The sequence below is a fragment of the Flavobacteriales bacterium genome (genome assembly GCA_016704485.1).
In the GTDB taxonomy this organism is placed as follows: Bacteria; Bacteroidota; Bacteroidia; order Flavobacteriales_F; family PHOS-HE28; genus PHOS-HE28.
On record JADJAA010000001.1, the window covers coordinates 2,308,968 to 2,328,521 of the forward strand.

Here is a 19,554-nt window from a genome sequence, read left to right on the forward strand (position 1 = left end):
AGTATTCGGATAACTTCTTTAGAGTATATAGTGGTGGCCTAATAGAGTTCATTGAATCGGGTCCTTGGAATTGGGTCAACAATTCATGCATATCCTTTACGTATGCACCTGAACGGTTCGCAGCTACAAGAAGTTGGCGATTTCGAAGCACTGAACTGTCCACCACCACAAAACTTGATACGAAGCACAAAGCTTCATTTAACCCGGATCATGACGGCTAACATACGATCGTTACGAGTTATAAAGTGGCAGATCTATGACCCGGTCTTTACCATGCGCTGGGTGACGAATGTGTCGTTCAGTTCCACCCACAACGTATAGACTCCGTTGCCTAACGAGCCAAGGTCCAGATCCAAGGTATTCACCCCGCGTTGAACGTTTTGTTTGCGATCTAAGTGAATACGGCCTTCAACATCGATCAATCGTATTGTGGTCACTCCTTCTTTTTCGGCAAATAGGCTTACCACCGTTCTGTCGGAGAAAGGATTAGGAAATACGGTCAACGACTCTCCAACCTTCCGATAGTAGGCCACTAATTTACCATCCATACCAAATGAGCGTTGGATCGTAGGGTCAAAAATTCGTTCGCCAGACCCTGCGTCGTATTCCCAATGGTCGAAAACATAACCATCTCTGGGTGTTGTGCTCAGGTCGATGGCATTCTCGTTGAAATAGATGCCGCTGAAGGGTAGTTCAGGATCCAATGTGTTCAGTGCGATCGAACCTGCAGCGCTCGGGAATACGTCAAACATCAAAAGCGCAGTATTCGGGAGTTCGAAGGTGCTCAACACATCCTCACGCATAATGTCACCACGCACCTCCGCAAAATTCGGGATAATACTATAAGCATGGTCTTCCCACTGGGGAATGTAACAGCCCCACCGCGCAAAATGATGCGGGATCTCAGCTACGATCCGGTCCCGGTTCATGCGGATCTCATTGCCGAATGATTCTTCCGAAAGGCTTGTGTTGAGCAGGTCCGCCATACGATTCAGGAATTTGCGCTTGAATTCATCATTCCCCAACATGCTTCTGAAGATCTCCGCATGCACGAAACCAGCTCGATGGACCAGAACCCAATAGAAACTATCCAGATCGATCGGGATCCAACCGAAAATATTCATTGTGGCATCCAGATCATACAAGAGATAGCGCCACTTTCCTTCAGTAATTGAGGGTTTCCAGTATTTCAGGTTATTGCTCGGCCAATCCACATTCCCTGCGTACATCTCCAAGATGGCATAGTCCATGAAACTCTTGATGTCCAAAAGGCTGTCCACATAGGCATAATGGACCGGGTCGTTCATGTCATGGCCATAGATGTACTCTTTCAGATCATGAAAGTGGATCGTATCACCTTCTATGCTCACGTTCTCTTCCTCCATTAATAAAAGGTCTTCGCGGTCCGCGCCATAATTGTAATGGAGGTAGTCATCATCGATCCGTTCCCGCAATTCCATCAATCCCCAATATGCACCGTTGATATAGACCGCAACCGGACGATAGGCCAGTACATCTATATCCAACCCACCATGCAATGCGGTCTGGTGCCAGATCTGGTCCCGTTGTTCCGCAATGCACCAATCAGCACCGGAATTGCGTAGGATCAGTGTATGGAATTTATTCAGATGTGCTTTTTCCGGGAAGAACTGATATTCCATCAGCTCGGAACCATATTGCTTCTGCGCAGTCAATCGGAACGGACGTTGCGGTTGGTTCCGTGATACACGACCGCCATGCATTTTCAGGTCCACTACTTGATCCAACCCGCGATGGTGCAGCTCATCGAAATATTCAATTCGCACAGTGATACTTCGTTCGCTCCAGTAGTTGGCCCCATAATGTGGATACTCCGGATCCGCATTCGGTCCAAGCATATAGAGTCCCAGAACCTCATCGAATAAACTATCCGGATGTACACTCAGCGATACCATGGCCAACTCCGTATTCTCGCTCACGAAGTAGGTATTGCTTGCAGTCTCAGAGGGCAATAGATCCGGGGCATAGGCCACGGCTTTTATGACCTGTGTATTGTTCAGTGTAAAAGGACCATTGTATTCCTGCGAGTTCCCGTTCGGTTCTGATCCATCCAATGTTACCCGAACGGAAGCATTTGGAATTGAAGCAAGCGCCACAGTGGTTCCCTGACCAACAAAGCCAGGATCACTGTCGAATATCGGCGTTTGTGCATATCCAAGATAGGCATCCGTGGTATTCGCTGTTTCTGGTGTAGGCGTTCCGAAGAATCGGTATTCGCCTCCATTCCAACGGCCGTAGGAATGGTCCGTTCGCAAATATGGAATGATGAACGTTTCCAGCATGGATCCACTGCCGTCCGTTAGAAAAAGCGATTCACCATCACGCGATAGGCTGAAAGGGAACCAATGATCGTTCTGGTCGCTATCGCCGCTCAAGAATACTTCGTACGCGCCTGGTTCCAATTGCACATTCGGAAGATGCCAGGGCGCTGGGTCGTTGATCGCATCGCTTAAATAAAAGTCAGCAAGAGAGAGTGTGGTTGTTCCTGCATTGAACATTTCGATCCAGTCCGGATGACCACCAGTGCCATTGTCCAGGACCGTGTTGTTCTTACTACACACTTCATTGATCAACAGTTGCGCATCACATTGGGTCGTCGTAGATCCTATCAAAAGGAAAATTGCAAGACGCGGACTTAAATGCAATGAATTGTGAATACCGAAGAAATTGACTGAACTGAACATTTGACCGAATAGAGCTGTGCATTGGTTGATCAGCCTTTCCAAAGGTAGGACGTGTTGCGCTTGAACGTTGTTGTTCACCGCATACGTGCGAACAAAATTATGTGGGTGCATTGGGAAGAAACACGAGGTCAGTTGTAACCCGGATCATGCAATTGTTAAGGTTTTCTACTTTTGCAGATCATTTACTTGAACAATGAAGATCTCCAAGAACTCAGTAGTTACTTTTCATTACACCCTTAACGACCCAGACGGCAAATTGTTGGATACCAGCGCTGGCCGTGATGCATTCTCATATATTCAGGGTCAGAACATGATCGTTCCCGGTTTGGAACGCCAGATGGAAGGCAAGGCAGCAGGCGAAAAATTGATGGCGGTCGTACCGGCGGCTGAGGGGTATGGTGATCTTGATCCTTCGTTGGTTCATAAAGTTCCCGCTGATCGTTTCGGTGATCAAAAAATTGAGCCTGGCATGCAATTCCAAGCAGGTAATGAAGGTGGCGAAATGGGTGTTTTCACCGTGATCTCAATTGAGGATGGTGTAGTTGCCCTGAACGGGAACCATCCTTTAGCTGGTGTTACGCTGCACTTCAACGTGGATATCAAAGACGTACGCGAAGCGACCGACGAAGAGCTGAACCATGGCCATGTGCATGGAGAGGGTGGGCATCATCATTGATCGATGTCGCACTCCCATATCCTGATCTGCGGGATGATCTGGCTGGTTTTTCTGTGGCTTGAGGATCCTATGTTCTCTACAACTGAAGCATTCTGCCAATAGGATCTTTCCGAGGAACAGGACCTTTGGGCATACCTTCCAAGGAAGCGGTATGTGGTTCAAAAGCAATTTTGGTGCAACAAAGGGAAATACATCCACTATGGTCTCCACGTGGGTAGTGCCATGATCATGGGGTAAAAAAAACTCCGTTATTTTAGCCAACCGCCGAGCTCTGTCTCCGGCAGTGGTATGCTCTTCAACTCATTTGCTTTTTTAGTGTTCTTGCCGGTGGTCTTCGTGATCTACTGGTTCGTGTTTGGGCGTAATTTGAAGTTACAGAACGCATTCGTACTGGCTGCGAGTTACTTCTTTTATGGTTGGTGGGATTGGCGCTTCCTGTCGCTCTTGTTCGCTAGTTCCGTTATTGATCTGTTGTTGGGGCAGGGTATGGTCCGGTGCAGAACGGCTATCCAAAAAAAATGGCTGCTCACCGTCAGCATTGTGATCAATCTTACGCTCCTGGGTTTCTTCAAGTACTTCAATTTCTTTATCGAAGGCATGGACGACCTCTTGTCCGTGGTCGGTTTCCAAGCCAATTTACCAACGCTTCGCGTGATCCTACCTATCGGTATCAGTTTTTACACGTTCCAGTCACTGGGCTATGTGATCGATGTGTACCGCGGTCACGTTAAACCAGGCAAAGACCCTGTTACCTTTCTTGCTTTCGTTAGCTTTTTTCCGCAATTGGTGGCCGGTCCGATCGAGCGGGCTAAAGATCTACTTACGCAATTCCAGCGCTCAAGGGTTTTTGTACTTGAAGATGCGAATGATGGCTTACGCAGAATGCTTTGGGGATTCTTCAAGAAGATAGTCATCGCAGATAATTGTGCTACCATCTCCGATACCATTTTCGCTGGCGACCCAGCTACTACTCCTGGTATCGCTTTGTTCTTCGGCGCATTCTTCTTCGCATTCCAGATCTATGGCGATTTCAGTGGGTATTCGGATATCGCTATCGGCTGTGCACGCCTTTTCGGGTTCAAATTGAGCCAGAATTTCAACTATCCCTATTTCTCGCGAAACATCCCTGAATTCTGGCGTCGTTGGCATATCTCGCTCAGTTCATGGTTCCGGGACTATCTGTATATCCCGCTAGGTGGCTACAATACCAAGTGGGGGCGATTACGAAATGTGATGATCACGTTTACCGTGAGCGGATTTTGGCACGGTGCCAATTGGACCTATATGGCTTGGGGAGCTTTGCACGGCACTTATTTCATTCCCGAAAAGGATCGATCAAAAAAGCCTGCTAAAGTTCCACAGCTTAGCGAATTCCGTCAGATAGCTTCAACATTTTTATTGGTGACGTTCGCATGGATCTTCTTCCGTGCCACGTCGATCCATGCTGCACTGGACCATTTTAAGTACATGGTGCTCAACATTGGAGAAAGCCTAGGTGCTATGATCCTGTATTGCTGGCGGTTCGAAATGCTTTTTGTTGTGCTGCTTCTGATCGTGGAATGGCGCAGCAGGACCGATGCGTACGCGATGGCCCGTTTGCCCTTCTCGATAGTGGTTCGGTGGTCTTTGTATATTGCAATGATATATGCCATTGTTCTGAATATCGATCTGGTATCGAGCCATGAATTCATTTACTTCCAATTCTAGGGAAGCGATGAACTCACCCGCTCGTTTCGCTTTCACCTTCATTGGTTTTGTCTGCATGATCGCTTTGATCCTTGCCATTATCGTGAGCATGTCCCCACATGCCACCCGCGTTGATTATTACGATGGAATGAACGCCAAGCATGAACGTTTGCACGCGCTTGAGTCTCCCAAAGCGATCATAATTGGAGGAAGCAGTGCAACTTTCGGGATTGACAGTGAAATGCTGGAGAAAGCGCTGTGCAGGCCGGTCGTTAATATGTCGATCCATGCGGCTTTGGGATTCGGTTTCATGGTGCGTGAGATCGAAGGTGAAATACGAAAAGGTGACCTGATACTCGTCTGCTTGGAACAGGACGTGATCTCCGATCCAGAGAAATTCAACCATGTCACTCAAATTGTGACCGAACGTTACCTGAATGGGTTGAACTATGTTCCCAAGAAGCATTGGCCAGAGGCGATATTAGGTGCTGCAACAATGCGTTTGCAAGCAGGCTGGAAACTGCTATTGGACCCCAGCAGAAAGGACCTGATAGACCCGATCTATAGAGCAGCAGCGTTTAATGAATTCGGGGATATGGTAGGGTATGATCTCCCAATGGAATTGGATACGATACCATTGGATACGCAAGTATTCAGCAATACCTTGATCGGGGAGAAATTCCGAGCGCTTTGGCGAACATTGGAGAGCGAAGCGGAATGCGTTGGAGCAACGGTAGTGTTCATCTGGCCTGCGATCGCTCGGTCCAGTTATGATGCGCTGCGCGATGAAGTACTGTTCAAAGAACTACAGCAGATGGATATCCCGTTGGTCGGGAAACCTGAACAATGCGTTTACCCCGATTCCGCGTTTTTGGATACACCGTACCACCTGAAGCTATGGGGACGCAATACAAGAACTGAGAAACTGGTCAGTGATCTATGCGGAATTCCTCAGTTAACCTGTTGTGCGAAAGATCCCGACCCCAGTACTACGGAATAAGGACAGGTCACTTTTGCGTTTCAACGAGTACAAAAATATCCTCGTTATCACGCTTCATCAAATAGCGTTCCCGTGCGAATTTCTCCAACAGGACCTTGTCGCTGTTCAACTCGTGTAAGTGCTCTTTGGTGCGTGCAATTTCCTCGGTATACCAAGCTTGCTGATCACGCATGTGGCCCAACTCGCGACTGTTCTTCCAAGTCGTCCAGATATCACTCTGGTCGAAGAACGTGATCCACCCTACCAATACGACCACGGCCACTGCGTAGCGATTCCGTAGAAATTTTGGAGTTCTTTCCCAAAGCTTTTTCATGGCAAGGCAACGAATGTAGAACGGCATTTAGTGGCAAAGCGTGTTCGATCCGTTACGAATTCCACGATCAGCTGTTCACCTGGATAAAATGAAACGTATGAAAAGGTCGGAAAACGGTCATCCTTCAGATCATATCGAACCGCGCGGCCCTAATTCGATCAGTTCCAGATCCTTGGGCGACCCAGCTTCAATGGTAAAACGCAGGATCGTCCGCATTTTATGCCAACCATGCCGACCCGCAGCACCAGGATTCATGTATAAACAGCGAAGCTTTTGATCGAACTGTACCAAACAGATGTGCGAATGCCCGCAGATGAATAGACCTGGTGGGTTCGATCTCAATTCTTCCGCAACAGATCTGTCGTAACGCGGCGGCCGCCCACCGATATGGGTCATCCACACATCCAATCCTTCCACATTTGCCCGATAATGCTCCTTGTAACGTTTGCGCAGCTCGGTCCCATCGATATTGCCCCAAACGGCACGAACCGGTTTCCAACTCTCGAGCTCATCCGCAACCGCTTCCGTTCCGATATCACCCGCATGCCAGATCTCATCACACTCCGTGAAATGCGTTCTTATTCGCGGATCCAGCCAGCTATGTGTGTCGCTTAATAGACCGATACGCATAGGTGCAAAGGAAAGCGGAATGTCATTCACGGAAATGGATCAAAACATTGTATATTGCATTGTTGGATCGTTGGAGTAACAAATTTGGCGTTGCTGATGTCTGAATGGTATATCAACCATAATATTTCCTAAAGATGAAGATCGAGGTCCTATGCTCCGCAGTGTGTTTGGTCTTATCCCAAATGACCTATGCTCAAAATGATCGCACATTTCCTAATGTTAGTGCAACGTTCGTTGAAAATTGGCCTTGCCAAGATGCTACGAACGGGCCATGGACAATGTCGCATTACTATACGTATTCCGCTGAACCGGCTATCCAATTTCAGGGGCTTGATTGGGGGGAATTTGGTAATAATGCAGGATATATTGCAGTTTCTGGTCAGCAAGTCTTGTTCTGGCACACACTAGAAGGAATCTCAAAAATAAGCATTGCCTAAGTTATCTATGAACACTGGGCTTTGATCAACTTTTTAATGTTCCAGTTGATCTTCTTCTTTGGCGCAATGTACTTCGCTAAGAAAAGCGATGGACATCAGCGACAAGCAATGGGAAGTGTTGGAAAAACCGCTTACAAGTATTTTTCATAAGAGCGAAACACGTGGCAGGCCCAGACAAGATCCACGTGCGGTGCTTAACGGGATCTTGTGGATATGCCGGACCGGTGCACCATGGGCAGATCTACCTGGCAGATACCCGCCATACCAGACTTGCCATCGGTACCACAAACACTGGTGCAAGAGCGGTTCTTGGGATAAACTGCTGCATGCTCTTGCATCGGATCTACGCGATCGAGGGAAGATCGACATTACCGAATGCTTTATCGATGGCACCTTCGCAAGTGCCAAAAAAGGGGGCTTGTGTTGGACCTACTAAGAAAGGGAAAGGCACCAAGATCATGGCAGTCACAGACGCTGTTGGTATTCCTCTCACCGTACGGGCCTTTAGCGCCAGCACCCATGAAGTAAAGCTAGCCGATAGGACGATCCGTTCGTGTGCCATAAAGCCCAAACGTGTGATCGCCGACAGGGCGTACGACAGTGACAAACTAAGACGCACATTGAAGAAACGCGGAATCCAACTGGTATGTCCGCACAGGAGTAACAGAAAACGACAAGTGCATCAAGATGGACGGGAATTACGGCGCTACAAACGCCGCTGGAAGGTCGAAAGGTTGTTCGCGTGGTTGTTTAACTCGCGCCGTACATTCGTTCGGTATGAATACCATGCAGACCTCTTCTTAGGCATGGTGCAGTTGGCTTGCGTAATGATAATTCTCAAAAGTTATTTTTGAGATGGCTTCTAGAACAACAGGATACAGTAACTGTATTGTATGACTTTAGCCTCGCCGTTAGCGATACTGCCTATTACGACTACTACTATGATTTTGGACATACGGTCGTGCTATCCACAGATACCGTTGATTTGGATGGGCGTACAAGGAAAAGGTTATTCTTGTCTAATGAAGATGTCTGGGTCGAAGGCATTGGCAGTCTAGAAGGAATTCGTCGCCCATATTGGACAACGCCGCTAGGATGCAGTGATCCCGTTTATACGTTCTGCGGAAACTATTTAGACAGTAACCAAGTAGCCTATGCAATATGCAATGATATTTTACTTGAAACTACATTCGCGGAAAAGCAATTGTTTTCCATAGCCCCGAACCCATCTACCGGTGAGTTCGCTATTCTAGGGACGCTTTCCAATGATGCATACCAGATCCGTGATGTTACGGGACGGTTGGTATTAAGTGGAATTACGACCGAAAAGCGGACAGAGATCGACCTAACTCACGTGAATGCAGGTACTTATTTCGTGGTGCTTGAACATGCTACGTTGAAGGTTATGGTAGAGTAAGAAACGCTAGTGATGGCACGAACCGGTTTCCAACTCTCGAGCTCATCCGCAACCGCTTCCGTTCCAATATCACCCGCATGCCAGATCTCATCACACTCCGTGAAATGCGTTCTTATTCGCGGATCCAGCCAGCTATGTGTGTCGCTTAATAGACCGATACGCATAGGTGCAAAGAAACATGCTATCTTGAACGTAGCTCGTCAATTATTCAAGTTCGCGATACCCTGAATGTGTTGTTCTGAGTACTGGATACCTTTGCAGCCCTTTTGGCCTTAGTGGCACATGGAGATCATGCCCCGATATTTTCTGGAAGTTACGTATGACGGTACACCATACCGCGGCTGGCAAAGGCAACCTGCGGATCCTAGTGTTCAGGAAACCGTCGAACTAGCGTTGCGTAAAGCGTTGCGACTTCCTGCACTCCACGTGGTAGGCTGCGGACGCACGGATACCGGTGTTCACGCCACGGAGTATTATCTGCATTTCGAAGCACCTACGGACCGCATCATCAACGAGCGTTTCGCACATCGTATCAGTAGCATGCTTCCGGAAAGTATTGCTGTTCGGCGTATGATCATAGTGCCCGATGATGCCCATGCTCGTTTCAGTGCCACCGAACGTGGTTACAAATACTTGATCAATCGCCGTAAGGACCCGTTCTTGGCTAACAGGTCGTACATGCTTTTCCCTGCGTTGGACATTGAAGCGATGAACAAAGCATGTTCCTATTTGATCGGGAAACAGGACTTCAGTAGCTTCTGCAAAGCAGGTGCAGACAACAAGACCATGATCTGCGATGTGCGTGAGGCGATCTGGAAAGAAACCAAGGAAGGCTATGTATTCCGGATCAAGGCTGATCGATTTCTGCGCAACATGGTGCGGGCCTGCGTTGGTACTTGTATCCGGATCGGAAAAGGCGAAGCAACTGCCGACTCAATGAAGGCGGTGTTGGCGGCGATGGATCGCAGCGCCGCTGGAAAAAGTGTACCTGCGCGTGGTCTCTATTTGGAACATGTCCTGTACCCGTTCATCATTCCGGAGGATCCTAATCTTCAAGTGGATTTCAACCGATGAGTTCCACAACGAAAGGAAAAGCATTCGACCGTAAGCTTTTCGCTCGCGTGTTCCAATTCGTACAACCATACAGAAGGTTGTTCTGGTTATCATTCGCGCTCACCATTCTATTGGCCGGAATGGGCGTTGTCAGGCCGTTGCTGATGGGCGATATGATCGATGACTACGCATTGACCGGTGATGCGCAAGGACTGCTTTCCGTAGCACTGATCGTTTGTGGATTATTGGTGGCCGAAACGGTGATCCAGTTCTATCAGAGTTATTGGACAGCATGGCTCGGGCAGGCGGTTACGTTCGATCTGCGACAAAAACTCTACACCAAGGTCATGGGATTCAAAATGCGGTATTTCGATCGTACCCCGATAGGAACGCTGGTTACCCGCGTGATCAGCGATATTGAGACCATTGACGATATTTTTTCCCAAGGTCTGCTGATGATCATGGGTGATATTCTGAAATTGACGGTCGTCGTCGTGGTCATGTTTGTAGTGAACTGGAAATTGGCATTGCTCTGCATGATACCGGTACCAGTGCTCTTATGGAGTACCAACATCTTCAAGAATTCCATCCAGAAAAGCTTTCAGGATGTACGCACGCAGGTTTCGCGTTTGAACGCATTCGTTCAGGAACATATTCAAGGGATGTCCATCGTGCAACTCTTCGGACGTGAGAAACAGGAATTCACCAAATTCCAAGCGATCAATCGCGAGCATCGGAAAGCACACATCCGAAGCATATTGGCGTACAGTGTATTCTTTCCGGTCGTTGAGATCCTAAGTGCAGTATCATTGGCTTTTCTGGTCTGGTGGGGTGTGAAGGATTCATTGCAAGGTACTGCAACGGTGGGCGATGTGTTCGTCTATCTCATGTTCATCAATATGATGTACAGACCCATCAGGCAATTGGCTGATCGGTTCAATGTCTTGCAAATGGGAATGGTCGGAAGTGAACGGGTGTTCAATATCCTGGATACCGATGCAGCCCTTATGGATACTGGTACTGCTTCGACTACAGGCTTGAAAGGCGACATCCGCTTTGAACACGTTTGGTTCGCCTATGAGGAGGATGATCACGTTCTGAAGGACATACAATTCGAGGCGAAGGCAGGGGAGATGATCGCATTGGTAGGAGCTACCGGTTCGGGTAAAAGCTCGATCGTTAACGTGCTCAGTCGTGCGTACGAGTACCAAAAGGGACGGGTTCTGTTGGACGGAAAGGATATCCGTGAATACGGTCTGTCCGAACTCCGTAAGAGTGTTTCCGTGGTGTTACAGGATGTGTTCTTGTTCAGTGATACCGTACATAACAATATTACATTGAATGACCACCGGATAACCCGTCAGCATGTGATCGGCGCCGCGAAAGCCGTCGGTGCGCACGATTTTATTGAACGCTTGCCCAATGGATATGATACGGAAGTTGCTGAACGTGGTGGTATTCTTAGTGTTGGCCAACGCCAATTGATCGCATTCATTCGTGCCGCGGTGCATGAACCTCAAGTTCTCGTTCTTGATGAAGCAACAAGCAGCGTGGATAGCATCAGCGAGCAACTGATCCAGGAAGCAACGGAACATATCACCAAAGGGCGTACAAGTATTGTGATAGCGCATCGGTTAAGCACTATTCAAAAAGCCGATCGCATCATTGTTCTTGAGAAAGGCAGGATAATTGAGCAGGGCGACCATCAAGAACTCTTGGCACTCAACGGCTCCTACCGGAAGTTGTACGATCTGCAGTTTGCTTGATCCGGGACCACAGTGGTTTTAGGTTCCTAGGAATGGTCCGGAGGCTGAACCGGGACCCATACAACTACATTGAGTGGAAGTGCGTCGTTATATTGTGCAATCAATTCCACTCCTATGATCCGAAATTTCCTCCTCATCAGCTTTGCCTTCTGGTGTTCTTCATTGTTGGCACACGAGCACGTTCGCATTCCCAGTGCGGGTTACGACGGGTTGGAATTCCACGAGAACAAAGGGCAATGGCCGGATCAGGTGCTCTATCGTGCCCTTACCGAAGGTGGTGCTGTGTTCGTTGAAAAAGGAGCATTCACCTATGTGATCACTTCCGGCGGTGAATACCGGATCCATGGCGGTAAAACCGAAGACGCAGAGCCGTTGCGCATGCACGCTTATTCCGTACAGTTCGATGGAGCTGCAATGGTTGGGCAAGAAGGAATTGGCCGCATGCCACATTACGTTAATTACTTTTTGGGCAATGATCCTTCGAAATGGGGCACAGGTGCTGGAGCTTTTGAAGGAGCCATGTTGAAGGACATGTATCCCGGTATCGATCTTCGTGTATCGGGGAAAGGTGGAATGAAGTACGATTGGTTGGTGGCGCCAGGGGCCGACGCTTCGTTGATAGTGATGCATTACCAAGGGCAGGATAAGATCCATGTTGAAGGGGGGATGTTGTTCATTGAAACTTCTGCTGGCAGGGTGGTGGAGCAACGTCCGGTCGCGTGGCAGGTGGTACACGGAACGGAACGGTCTGTTGCCGCATGTTATGTTCTGAAGAACGACCGTGTTCAGTTCGAATTCCCTGATGGTATTGATCCAAACTATCCACTTGTCATTGATCCGGTGGTATCGTTCAGTACCTACTCCGGTAGTAATGCCGATAATTTCGGACTTACAGCAACCTATGATGAAAGCGGAAACCTCTATGGCGGAGGAAGTGCTTTTGGGATAGGTTACCCGACGACCTTGGGGGTGCAACAACCAGGATTCGGTGGTGGAACCGTGGATATGGGTATCACGAAATTCAATCCTACAGGAACGGCTCAGGTATGGAGCACGTACATCGGTGGGACCGGAAACGATATTCCGCACAGTATGGTCGTGAACAGTGCAGATGAACTGTACATTCTTGGTACCACATCCTCGACCGATCTTCCGTTGAGCGCCGGGGCGTTCGAGACCATTTTCAACGGTGGTACGTCTCCTCCATTTGGTGGGTCATATGGTTTCACGTATACAGCGGGTTGTGATATTGCCGTGATCCATTTGGATGCATCAGCAACATCGCTGATCGGGGGAACCTACGTTGGTGGTTCCGGGAACGATGGGTTGAATCAATTTACACCGTTGTTGCGCAATTATGGCGATCCATTCCGGGGTGAGATCATTATGGATCAAGCGGAGAACCCGATCGTGATCACGAGTACAACAAGTACAAACCTTTTCACTACACCAGGTGCAGTTCAGAGTACGTTCGGCGGTGGCTTGGATGCTTATTTATTCCGCTTGGATCCACTGCTGACTACCATGTCGTGGGCTACATATTATGGGGGATCAGGAAATGATGCAGGATTTGGTGTGCAGATATCATCCACCGGTGAGATCTATGCAACAGGTGGTACGCAAAGCGCGGATCTATTAATGGCCGGGACTCCTGCTTCAGGTGCTTTGGCAGGACAAGTAGACGGTTTTATCGCGCGATTCTCTGCGGATGGATCCACGTTGCTTTCATCCACTTACCTCGGCACAACGGAATTCGATCAGAGCTACTTTGTGCAATTGGATACGCAGGATGATGTATACGTTGTTGGTCAGACAGCTGGGAACTTTCCGATCACACCGGGCAAATACAACAACGCGAATGGTTCGCAGTTCATTCAGAAATTCTCGACTGACCTGAGTACATCGATCTGGTCCACACGCATCGGAAGTACCGGTGTTGAGAACATCAGTCCTTCTGCATTTCTGGTCAGTATCTGTGGTCAGATCTACTTCAGTGGATGGGGTGGTTCCACCAATCCTGCAGGTGGGGGAGTTTCCACAAGTTCCACCGTCGGGCTTCCTGTTACAACTGATGCTTATCAACAGACGACTGATGGAAGTGATTTCTACTTGATGGTACTGAACCAGGAAGCGGTCTCTTTGGCCTACGCTACTTTCTTTGGAGGTACTGCAGCAGAACATGTGGATGGCGGTACATCACGGTTCGATAAGGATGGGGTTGTCTACCAAGCTGTTTGCGCTGGTTGTGGTAGTGGGAGTTTTCCCACAACTCCAGGAGCATGGAGTAGTACCGATATGGGGCAGAATTGTAACCTAGGTGTATTCAAGATCGATTTTGAACAAGGCGTGAGCGCAAACATAGAGGTAAGTGCAAATGGACTCTCCGGTTGTTTGGGTTCGCCGATCACCTTTACCGCTAATGGGAATGCCGAGTTGTGGACGTGGGACCTCGGTGATGGCAGCGGCATACAATTCGGTGATGTAGTGGTCCATACGTATTCTGCTGTTGGCGTTTATAATGTAATGCTAATTGGTTCCGATAGTGCTTCGTGCAATGGAGCGGATACGGCCTACGTCTCTGTGAATATAATCGAACCATTTGATCAACTACCGGAATTCGCTGGCATCCCGAATAGCGATTGCCAAGGATTTTCCGCTGAATTCTTTAATACCACTGTCGGCGATCTAGCCTACCATTGGGATTTCGGTGATGGACAAACGAGTACCAGCACCAACCCCGTTCATACATACAGTGGGCCTGGCGATTATGACGTTGTTCTTGCAGCGATAGATCTGGTCTGTTTGGATACCGTCTTCCTCACACAACGCATTACGCTTGATCCTCCATTCATGGTGATCGACCTACCATCTCCGATCGCGATCTGCAACGGAAGCTCCGTTCAACTATCCGCCGGACCCGGTTTCGATACCTATGCATGGTCAACAGGAAGTACAACTAGCACGATCACCGTAACCCAACCGGGAGAGTATTGGGTAAATGTGACCGATGGGATCTGCCTTGGTTCGGATACGATCCAAGTGTTTGCACAACCGACTCATCCAAGCGCAGGTGATGTGTTAACTTGTCCAGGGGACAGTCCGTTGTTGAGTGTACCGTTCCTTACTAGTAGTGTTGTCTGGAATACCGGTGATACCTCTGCGACGATCCTTGCAACTGGTTCTGGTGATTATTCCTTTACAGCAACGGACGAGTATGGCTGCGTTGTTCGCGATACGGTGAATGTGACACTGGTGGCTCTGGCTGATGGCTTGGCTTTCGTTCCGAACGTGTTCTCTCCGAACGGAGATAGCAAGAATGATACATTCCAGGTCACAGGACTAGCCGTGGATCAATTCAACATGCAGGTCTTCAACCGTTGGGGGCAAGAGATGTACAGTGCTAGCAACCCTTCGGCGGGTTGGAATGGTGGTCTGGATAACAGTTCCAACAAAGTTCCGGATGGTACGTATTTCTACATCATCTCTTTCAAGGATCGGTGTGATACTGAGCCATTAACGACACATAAAGGCCATGTGACCTTGGTGCGATAGTAAATTCAATTTTCATGTTAGGGGCTTATAGCATCAACGAGTGAACGCGGCGAACGGATTATCGGTTCCATCCGTTGTTCTTACCGTTTCAGAGCATCAGTCCATTTACGATCGGGCAACGGATCGTGACTTGGCAACGTCCCTTAACTGGTATTCAATACTTTGAACGTATGGACATTACACTACACAGGTCGCTACGCAACTTGATCTTTTTGGCAGCGCTGTTGCCGATAAGCACTTTTGCGGAGCACGATCACGGATCCAGGTCCGTACGATTTTCCCGTAACCTTGGTCAATGGGACCAACCTGTACTTTACAAGTCGGGGGTGAACGGTGCTACGGTCTTCATGGAACGGAACGGTATCTCTTGGGTGAAATATGAAGATGGTACAAGTGAAAAGATCCATAATAGCGCCGAATTGAGCAAAGCAGAACGCGACGCTATGGTCATCAAAGGACACGCATGGCGGATGCGCTTTTTTCAGCCGTCCCAAGACCTTTCCGTAAGCGCGGAGGATATTCAACCCGGATATGAGAACTATTTCCTTGGTAATGAACCTTCGAAATGGAAACACCATGTCCCGGCTTTCAGCGAAGTGATCTATAACAATGTATGGGAAGGCATTGATGTTCGGTATCACGCGGTCGATGGTAATTTGAAATATGATGTGCTGTTAAAGGCAAATTCCGATCCGAATGATGTGGCTTTCTACTTTGATGGATTGGATGGGATCGCTGTTAATGCCGATGGACAGCTCATCATGTTAACCTCGGTCGGTAATGTGGTGGAATTGAAGCCGATCGCATTCTATAGCGATGGAACGAAAGAGCCGTTGAAGTGCGATTTCCAAGTTCGGCATGGTATGCTTCGTTTCCTTTTGGAGGAAGGGTATGACCATGATCGGCCTATCACGATCGACCCGGTGCTCATTGCTAGTACGTTGAGCGGAGCAGTAGGCAGTGATAATTATGGTCACTGTGCTACATATGATAACAGTGAGAATATCTATTCAGGCGCGCGTAATTTTGGATCCGGGTATCCGGCTACTGTGGGTGCGTTCCAAATTGCGAACGGTGGTGGTGGTACGGATATGTCCTTCAGTAAGTACAACCCGGATGGTAGCAACTTGATCTGGGCGACATACCTCGGTGGTTCTTCTGGTGAGAACCCCCACAGTATGATCGTGAACTCCCTTGGTGAATTGTGCATCCTCGGCTCAACAAGCTCCAGCAATTACCCTGTTTCCAGTGCAGCAATGTCTTCATCCAATGGAGGTGGCACGGATATGGTCATTACCCACTTCAGTGCGGATTGCTCTTCAGTGATCGGGTCTACATACGTCGGTGGTACCGCAGAAGACGGCGTCAACTCAATGTGGGGCAATTATGGCGAAACCTATCGTGGGGAGATCTTCCTGGATGGTGCGAACAACATACTTGTAGCGAGCTTCACGAGTTCTTCGAATTTCCCGACCACTGCAGGATGCCTTCAAGCTGGGCTCGGTGGAGCACAAGATGCCGTTGTGCTTGCCATACAACCGAACTGTAGCTCATTATTGTACAGCACTTATTTAGGTGGTACGGCCAATGACAGTGGCCTAGGATTGAGGATCGCCGCAAATGGTGATGTGTTCGTAACTGGTGGTACGGAAAGTTCCAATTTTCCAACCACTCCGGGGTCGGTCACCCCTTCATATATGGGAGGTACACGAGATGGCTATGTAGTGCGATTGACCAGTGATCTGACTTCAATGATCGCGGGCACGTTCTTCGGGACTGATGAGGAGGATACCTCGTACTTTCTTGATATCGACTTGAACGAGGATGTGTGGATCTATGGGCAAACGGAAGGGATCATACCTATTTCGCCCGTCGGAACATATGGCCAAGCAAACGCTGGGATTTTCATTGCCAAATTTTCCGGAGACCTTACCTCTCTTCCTATTACCACAACAATAGGTCCCATTGGCGGCGGCGGATGGGGTACAATGGCTCCGGTCGCCTTTTTGGTGGACGTTTGCGACAACATTTACATTTCAGGATATAACTCTCCGTCAGATCAACCAATGACCGCCAACTCACTCTATCAGACCGGCTCTTTCTATCTCGCCGCCTTTGATGTGGATATGGCCGACCTGCTTTTTGGTACCTATTACGGAGGATCCCACGTAGATGGTGGTACAAGCCGGTTCGATAAGAATGGCGTTATCTATCAAGGGGTGTGCAGTGGCATGGGAAGCTTGCAGACCACCCCTTGGGCATGGGCGACGAACCAGACCATTGGTTGGGATATCGGCGTATTCAAGATCGATTTTCAAGTTGCTGGTGTAAATGCGGCAGGTGCGGGTACGTTGAACGAAGGTTGCGCACCCATCCAGATCGACTTCGTGAATAACAGTACCGGTGATGGATGGATCTGGGATTTTGGCGACGGCAGCCTTCCGGTCAATGCCTTTGAACCTTCATATACCTATACGACGCCAGGTGCTTATACCGTTACGCTGATCGCCTACGATTCCCTCGCATGCAACATGGCCGATACAATAACTTTTCCGGTCACCATCGGGCAAGCGCAAACACTTACAGGATCATTCACCTACACGCAGAATTCTGACTGCTCCACGTTCCAGATCATTACCACGAATACGAGTACGGGATCGCCGATTGCTTTTGAATGGGATATGGGCGACGGTACGCAATACACCGATACCAACGTGACACACAATTATGATCTTGCCGGTACGTACGATATTCAACTGATTACGTATGATCCTACGGGTTGCTCCCAACCGGATACGTTGCTCCAGCAAGTATTCATGGCCGCTCCGGATACAGTGGGTGCGGTGTTTACTATTGATCAAGTGCCGAACTGTGATGACGTTGTGGTTTCCACAACGAATGCGTCGAGCGGAAATGCTCCAACGTACACATGGAACATGGGTGATGGGACACAATTGACCGGAACGGATGTTACCCATACGTTCTCCGGACCAGGCACCTACACCATCCAACTCATTGCGGTCGATAGTTCAACCTGTAATATCATCGACTCCACCGAAGTGCAGATCACCATTGATCCATTGGTACCGATCGCTGCGGCCTTCACCATTGATCAAGTTTTTGATTGTGCGCAGATGATAGCGACCACGGATAATCAAAGCGTTGGATCCAACATGGCGTTTGAATGGAACATGGGCGATGGCACCCTGTATACCGATTCCAATGCAACACATACGTATACCACACCAGGAACATTCGATATCACATTGGTCGTCGTGGATCTCTGGGGTTGTGTGCCGAATGATACAAGCTATACACAGGTCACCATTGACCCCATTGACCCCGTGGTCGCCGACTTTGTGATTCAACAGACCGATAGCTGCACACTATTGCTTGTTACAACCAACAACCTGAGTACCGGAGATAGTTTGAGCTATTCGTGGGACATGGGAGACGGTACGGTGTACGATACGTTCGATCCTTCGCACACATATACGGATCCTGGTACCTACAACGTAACCCTCACCATCACCGATCTAGGGTGCGGTCAGAACGATCAAATGACCTTGCCGGTGACACTGATCAATGAGCTGCCTACGGCGCTCGTTCCGACCGCGATCATTTGCTTTGGAGAAACGACTGTGCTGGATGCAACATCGAATGTGGATTCCTATGTCTGGAGCACTGGTGAAACAACACCGACCATCACGGTGGATCATGGCGGAATATTTGTCGTGAACGTGTATACCGGAACATGCTTTGGTCAAGATTCAGTTGAAGTATTCGAAGGATTGCTATTGGATCTTACTGATTCATTGAATGCATGTCCACATGCGGAAGTTGTTCTTTCGGTGCCCATGGCGGGAACGGCCTATCAGTGGGAAACTGGAAGTACAAGTAGAACGGAGACCGTGTATGGTGCAGGAGTTTATCCATATACCGTATGGGATGACCTGAACTGCCCGCACATGGATACCATCACGGTCATCGCGTTGGATCCGGACGCATTGTTGTTCGCTCCGAACGCATTTACACCGGATGGTGATGGAAAGAATGATACGTTCATCATTACCGGATACGGAGAAGGCACTACCGAACTGCTCATCTTCGATCGCTGGGGCGAGAAGGTCTATGAGACCGGTTCACCCATCAAACCATGGGATGGTACATATAAAGGCACACCAGTAAAGAATGACATGTACGTCTACCGATTGGAATACAACGCTGAATGTGCACGTTCCGAACAGGCAACAAAATTGGGCCATATCATGGTCGTACGCTGACAATACGCCTTGGTCGAA

Annotated in this window: 12 protein-coding genes and 1 pseudogene; 9 read left to right on the forward strand and 4 right to left on the reverse strand. The window is 48.8% G+C overall.

Translation table 11 applies throughout. The annotated features are described in order from the left end of the window. Positions 1–254 precede the first annotated feature (254 nt). Positions 255–2,834, reverse strand: coding sequence for a CotH kinase family protein (locus tag IPF95_09810; GenBank protein MBK6474988.1), 2,580 nt, complete (start codon positions 2,832–2,834; stop codon positions 255–257). An 82-nt stretch (positions 2,835–2,916) separates the two neighbouring features. Here IPF95_09810 and IPF95_09815 point away from each other — a divergent pair, with 82 nt between their 5' ends. The 3 genes from IPF95_09815 (at position 2,917) to IPF95_09825 (ending at position 6,085) form a co-directional block, all read left to right on the forward strand. Further along, the gene (locus IPF95_09815; GenBank protein MBK6474989.1) at positions 2,917–3,399 is read left to right on the forward strand and encodes a peptidylprolyl isomerase; all 483 of its coding nucleotides are present in this window, start codon (positions 2,917–2,919) and stop codon (positions 3,397–3,399) included. Between the two features lie 288 nt (positions 3,400–3,687). Continuing rightward, complete coding sequence (locus tag IPF95_09820) at positions 3,688–5,106, forward strand: MBOAT family protein (protein MBK6474990.1); 1,419 nt, start codon at positions 3,688–3,690, stop codon at positions 5,104–5,106. Positions 5,107–5,113: 7 nt separating this feature from the next. After that, positions 5,114–6,085 carry a hypothetical protein gene (locus IPF95_09825; protein ID MBK6474991.1) on the forward strand — a complete coding sequence of 324 codons (972 nt, stop codon included), beginning with the start codon at positions 5,114–5,116 and terminating at the stop codon, positions 6,083–6,085. Between the two features lie 7 nt (positions 6,086–6,092). Here IPF95_09825 and IPF95_09830 read toward each other — a convergent pair whose 3' ends face one another. Together IPF95_09830 and IPF95_09835 are read right to left on the reverse strand one after the other, a co-directional pair. Next, entirely contained in the window at positions 6,093–6,398 is a 306-nt protein-coding gene (locus IPF95_09830; GenBank protein ID MBK6474992.1) for a septum formation initiator family protein, read from the reverse strand. A 129-nt stretch (positions 6,399–6,527) separates the two neighbouring features. Then, positions 6,528–7,028, reverse strand: coding sequence for a metallophosphoesterase family protein (locus IPF95_09835; protein ID MBK6474993.1), 501 nt, complete (start codon positions 7,026–7,028; stop codon positions 6,528–6,530). Between the two features lie 525 nt (positions 7,029–7,553). Here IPF95_09835 and IPF95_09840 point away from each other — a divergent pair. After that, positions 7,554–8,319 (forward strand): annotated as a pseudogene (locus IPF95_09840) (IS5 family transposase). Next, entirely contained in the window at positions 8,316–8,882 is a 567-nt protein-coding gene (locus IPF95_09845; GenBank protein ID MBK6474994.1) for a T9SS type A sorting domain-containing protein, read from the forward strand. The pseudogene IPF95_09840 and the gene IPF95_09845 overlap by 4 nt, the downstream one beginning before the upstream one ends. Here IPF95_09845 and IPF95_09850 read toward each other — a convergent pair. Then, entirely contained in the window at positions 8,834–9,046 is a 213-nt protein-coding gene (locus IPF95_09850; protein MBK6474995.1) for a metallophosphoesterase family protein, read from the reverse strand. The two genes, IPF95_09845 and IPF95_09850, sit on opposite strands and share 49 nt — an antisense overlap. A gap of 118 nt (positions 9,047–9,164) precedes the next feature. Between IPF95_09850 and truA the strand changes: the two genes are divergently transcribed. The 4 genes from truA to IPF95_09870 all read left to right on the forward strand — a co-directional run bounded on the left by truA (position 9,165) and on the right by IPF95_09870 (position 19,536). Further along, positions 9,165–9,956, forward strand: a complete 792-nt coding sequence (gene truA, locus IPF95_09855) for a tRNA pseudouridine(38-40) synthase TruA (protein ID MBK6474996.1) — start codon at positions 9,165–9,167, stop codon at positions 9,954–9,956. After that, positions 9,953–11,701 (forward strand): ABC transporter ATP-binding protein, encoded by a 1,749-nt coding sequence (locus IPF95_09860; GenBank protein MBK6474997.1) that lies wholly within the window; start codon positions 9,953–9,955, stop codon positions 11,699–11,701. The genes truA and IPF95_09860 overlap by 4 nt, the downstream gene beginning before the upstream one ends. A gap of 114 nt (positions 11,702–11,815) precedes the next feature. Then, a complete protein-coding gene (locus IPF95_09865; GenBank protein ID MBK6474998.1) occupies positions 11,816–15,253 on the forward strand; it encodes a gliding motility-associated C-terminal domain-containing protein in 3,438 nt (1,145 codons plus the stop codon). A 170-nt stretch (positions 15,254–15,423) separates the two neighbouring features. Beyond that, positions 15,424–19,536 carry a PKD domain-containing protein gene (locus IPF95_09870; protein MBK6474999.1) on the forward strand — a complete coding sequence of 1,371 codons (4,113 nt, stop codon included), beginning with the start codon at positions 15,424–15,426 and terminating at the stop codon, positions 19,534–19,536. Positions 19,537–19,554 lie beyond the last annotated feature (18 nt).

What these genes read in the sequence shown, in the direction of transcription:
- IPF95_09865 (MBK6474998.1), top strand. Translation starts at nt 11,816, where the DNA reads ATGATCCGAAATTTCCTCCTCATCAGCTTTGCCTTCTGGTGTTCTTCA.
- IPF95_09825 (MBK6474991.1), top strand. Translation starts at nt 5,114, where the DNA reads ATGAACTCACCCGCTCGTTTCGCTTTCACCTTCATTGGTTTTGTCTGC.
- IPF95_09850 (MBK6474995.1), bottom strand. Translation starts at nt 9,046, where the DNA reads ATGCGTATCGGTCTATTAAGCGACACACATAGCTGGCTGGATCCGCGA.
- truA (MBK6474996.1), top strand. Translation starts at nt 9,165, where the DNA reads ATGGAGATCATGCCCCGATATTTTCTGGAAGTTACGTATGACGGTACA.
- IPF95_09815 (MBK6474989.1), top strand. Translation starts at nt 2,917, where the DNA reads ATGAAGATCTCCAAGAACTCAGTAGTTACTTTTCATTACACCCTTAAC.
- IPF95_09870 (MBK6474999.1), top strand. Translation starts at nt 15,424, where the DNA reads ATGGACATTACACTACACAGGTCGCTACGCAACTTGATCTTTTTGGCA.
- IPF95_09860 (MBK6474997.1), top strand. Translation starts at nt 9,953, where the DNA reads ATGAGTTCCACAACGAAAGGAAAAGCATTCGACCGTAAGCTTTTCGCT.
- IPF95_09835 (MBK6474993.1), bottom strand. Translation starts at nt 7,028, where the DNA reads ATGCGTATCGGTCTATTAAGCGACACACATAGCTGGCTGGATCCGCGA.
- IPF95_09820 (MBK6474990.1), top strand. Translation starts at nt 3,688, where the DNA reads ATGCTCTTCAACTCATTTGCTTTTTTAGTGTTCTTGCCGGTGGTCTTC.
- IPF95_09830 (MBK6474992.1), bottom strand. Translation starts at nt 6,398, where the DNA reads ATGAAAAAGCTTTGGGAAAGAACTCCAAAATTTCTACGGAATCGCTAC.
- IPF95_09810 (MBK6474988.1), bottom strand. Translation starts at nt 2,834, where the DNA reads ATGCACCCACATAATTTTGTTCGCACGTATGCGGTGAACAACAACGTT.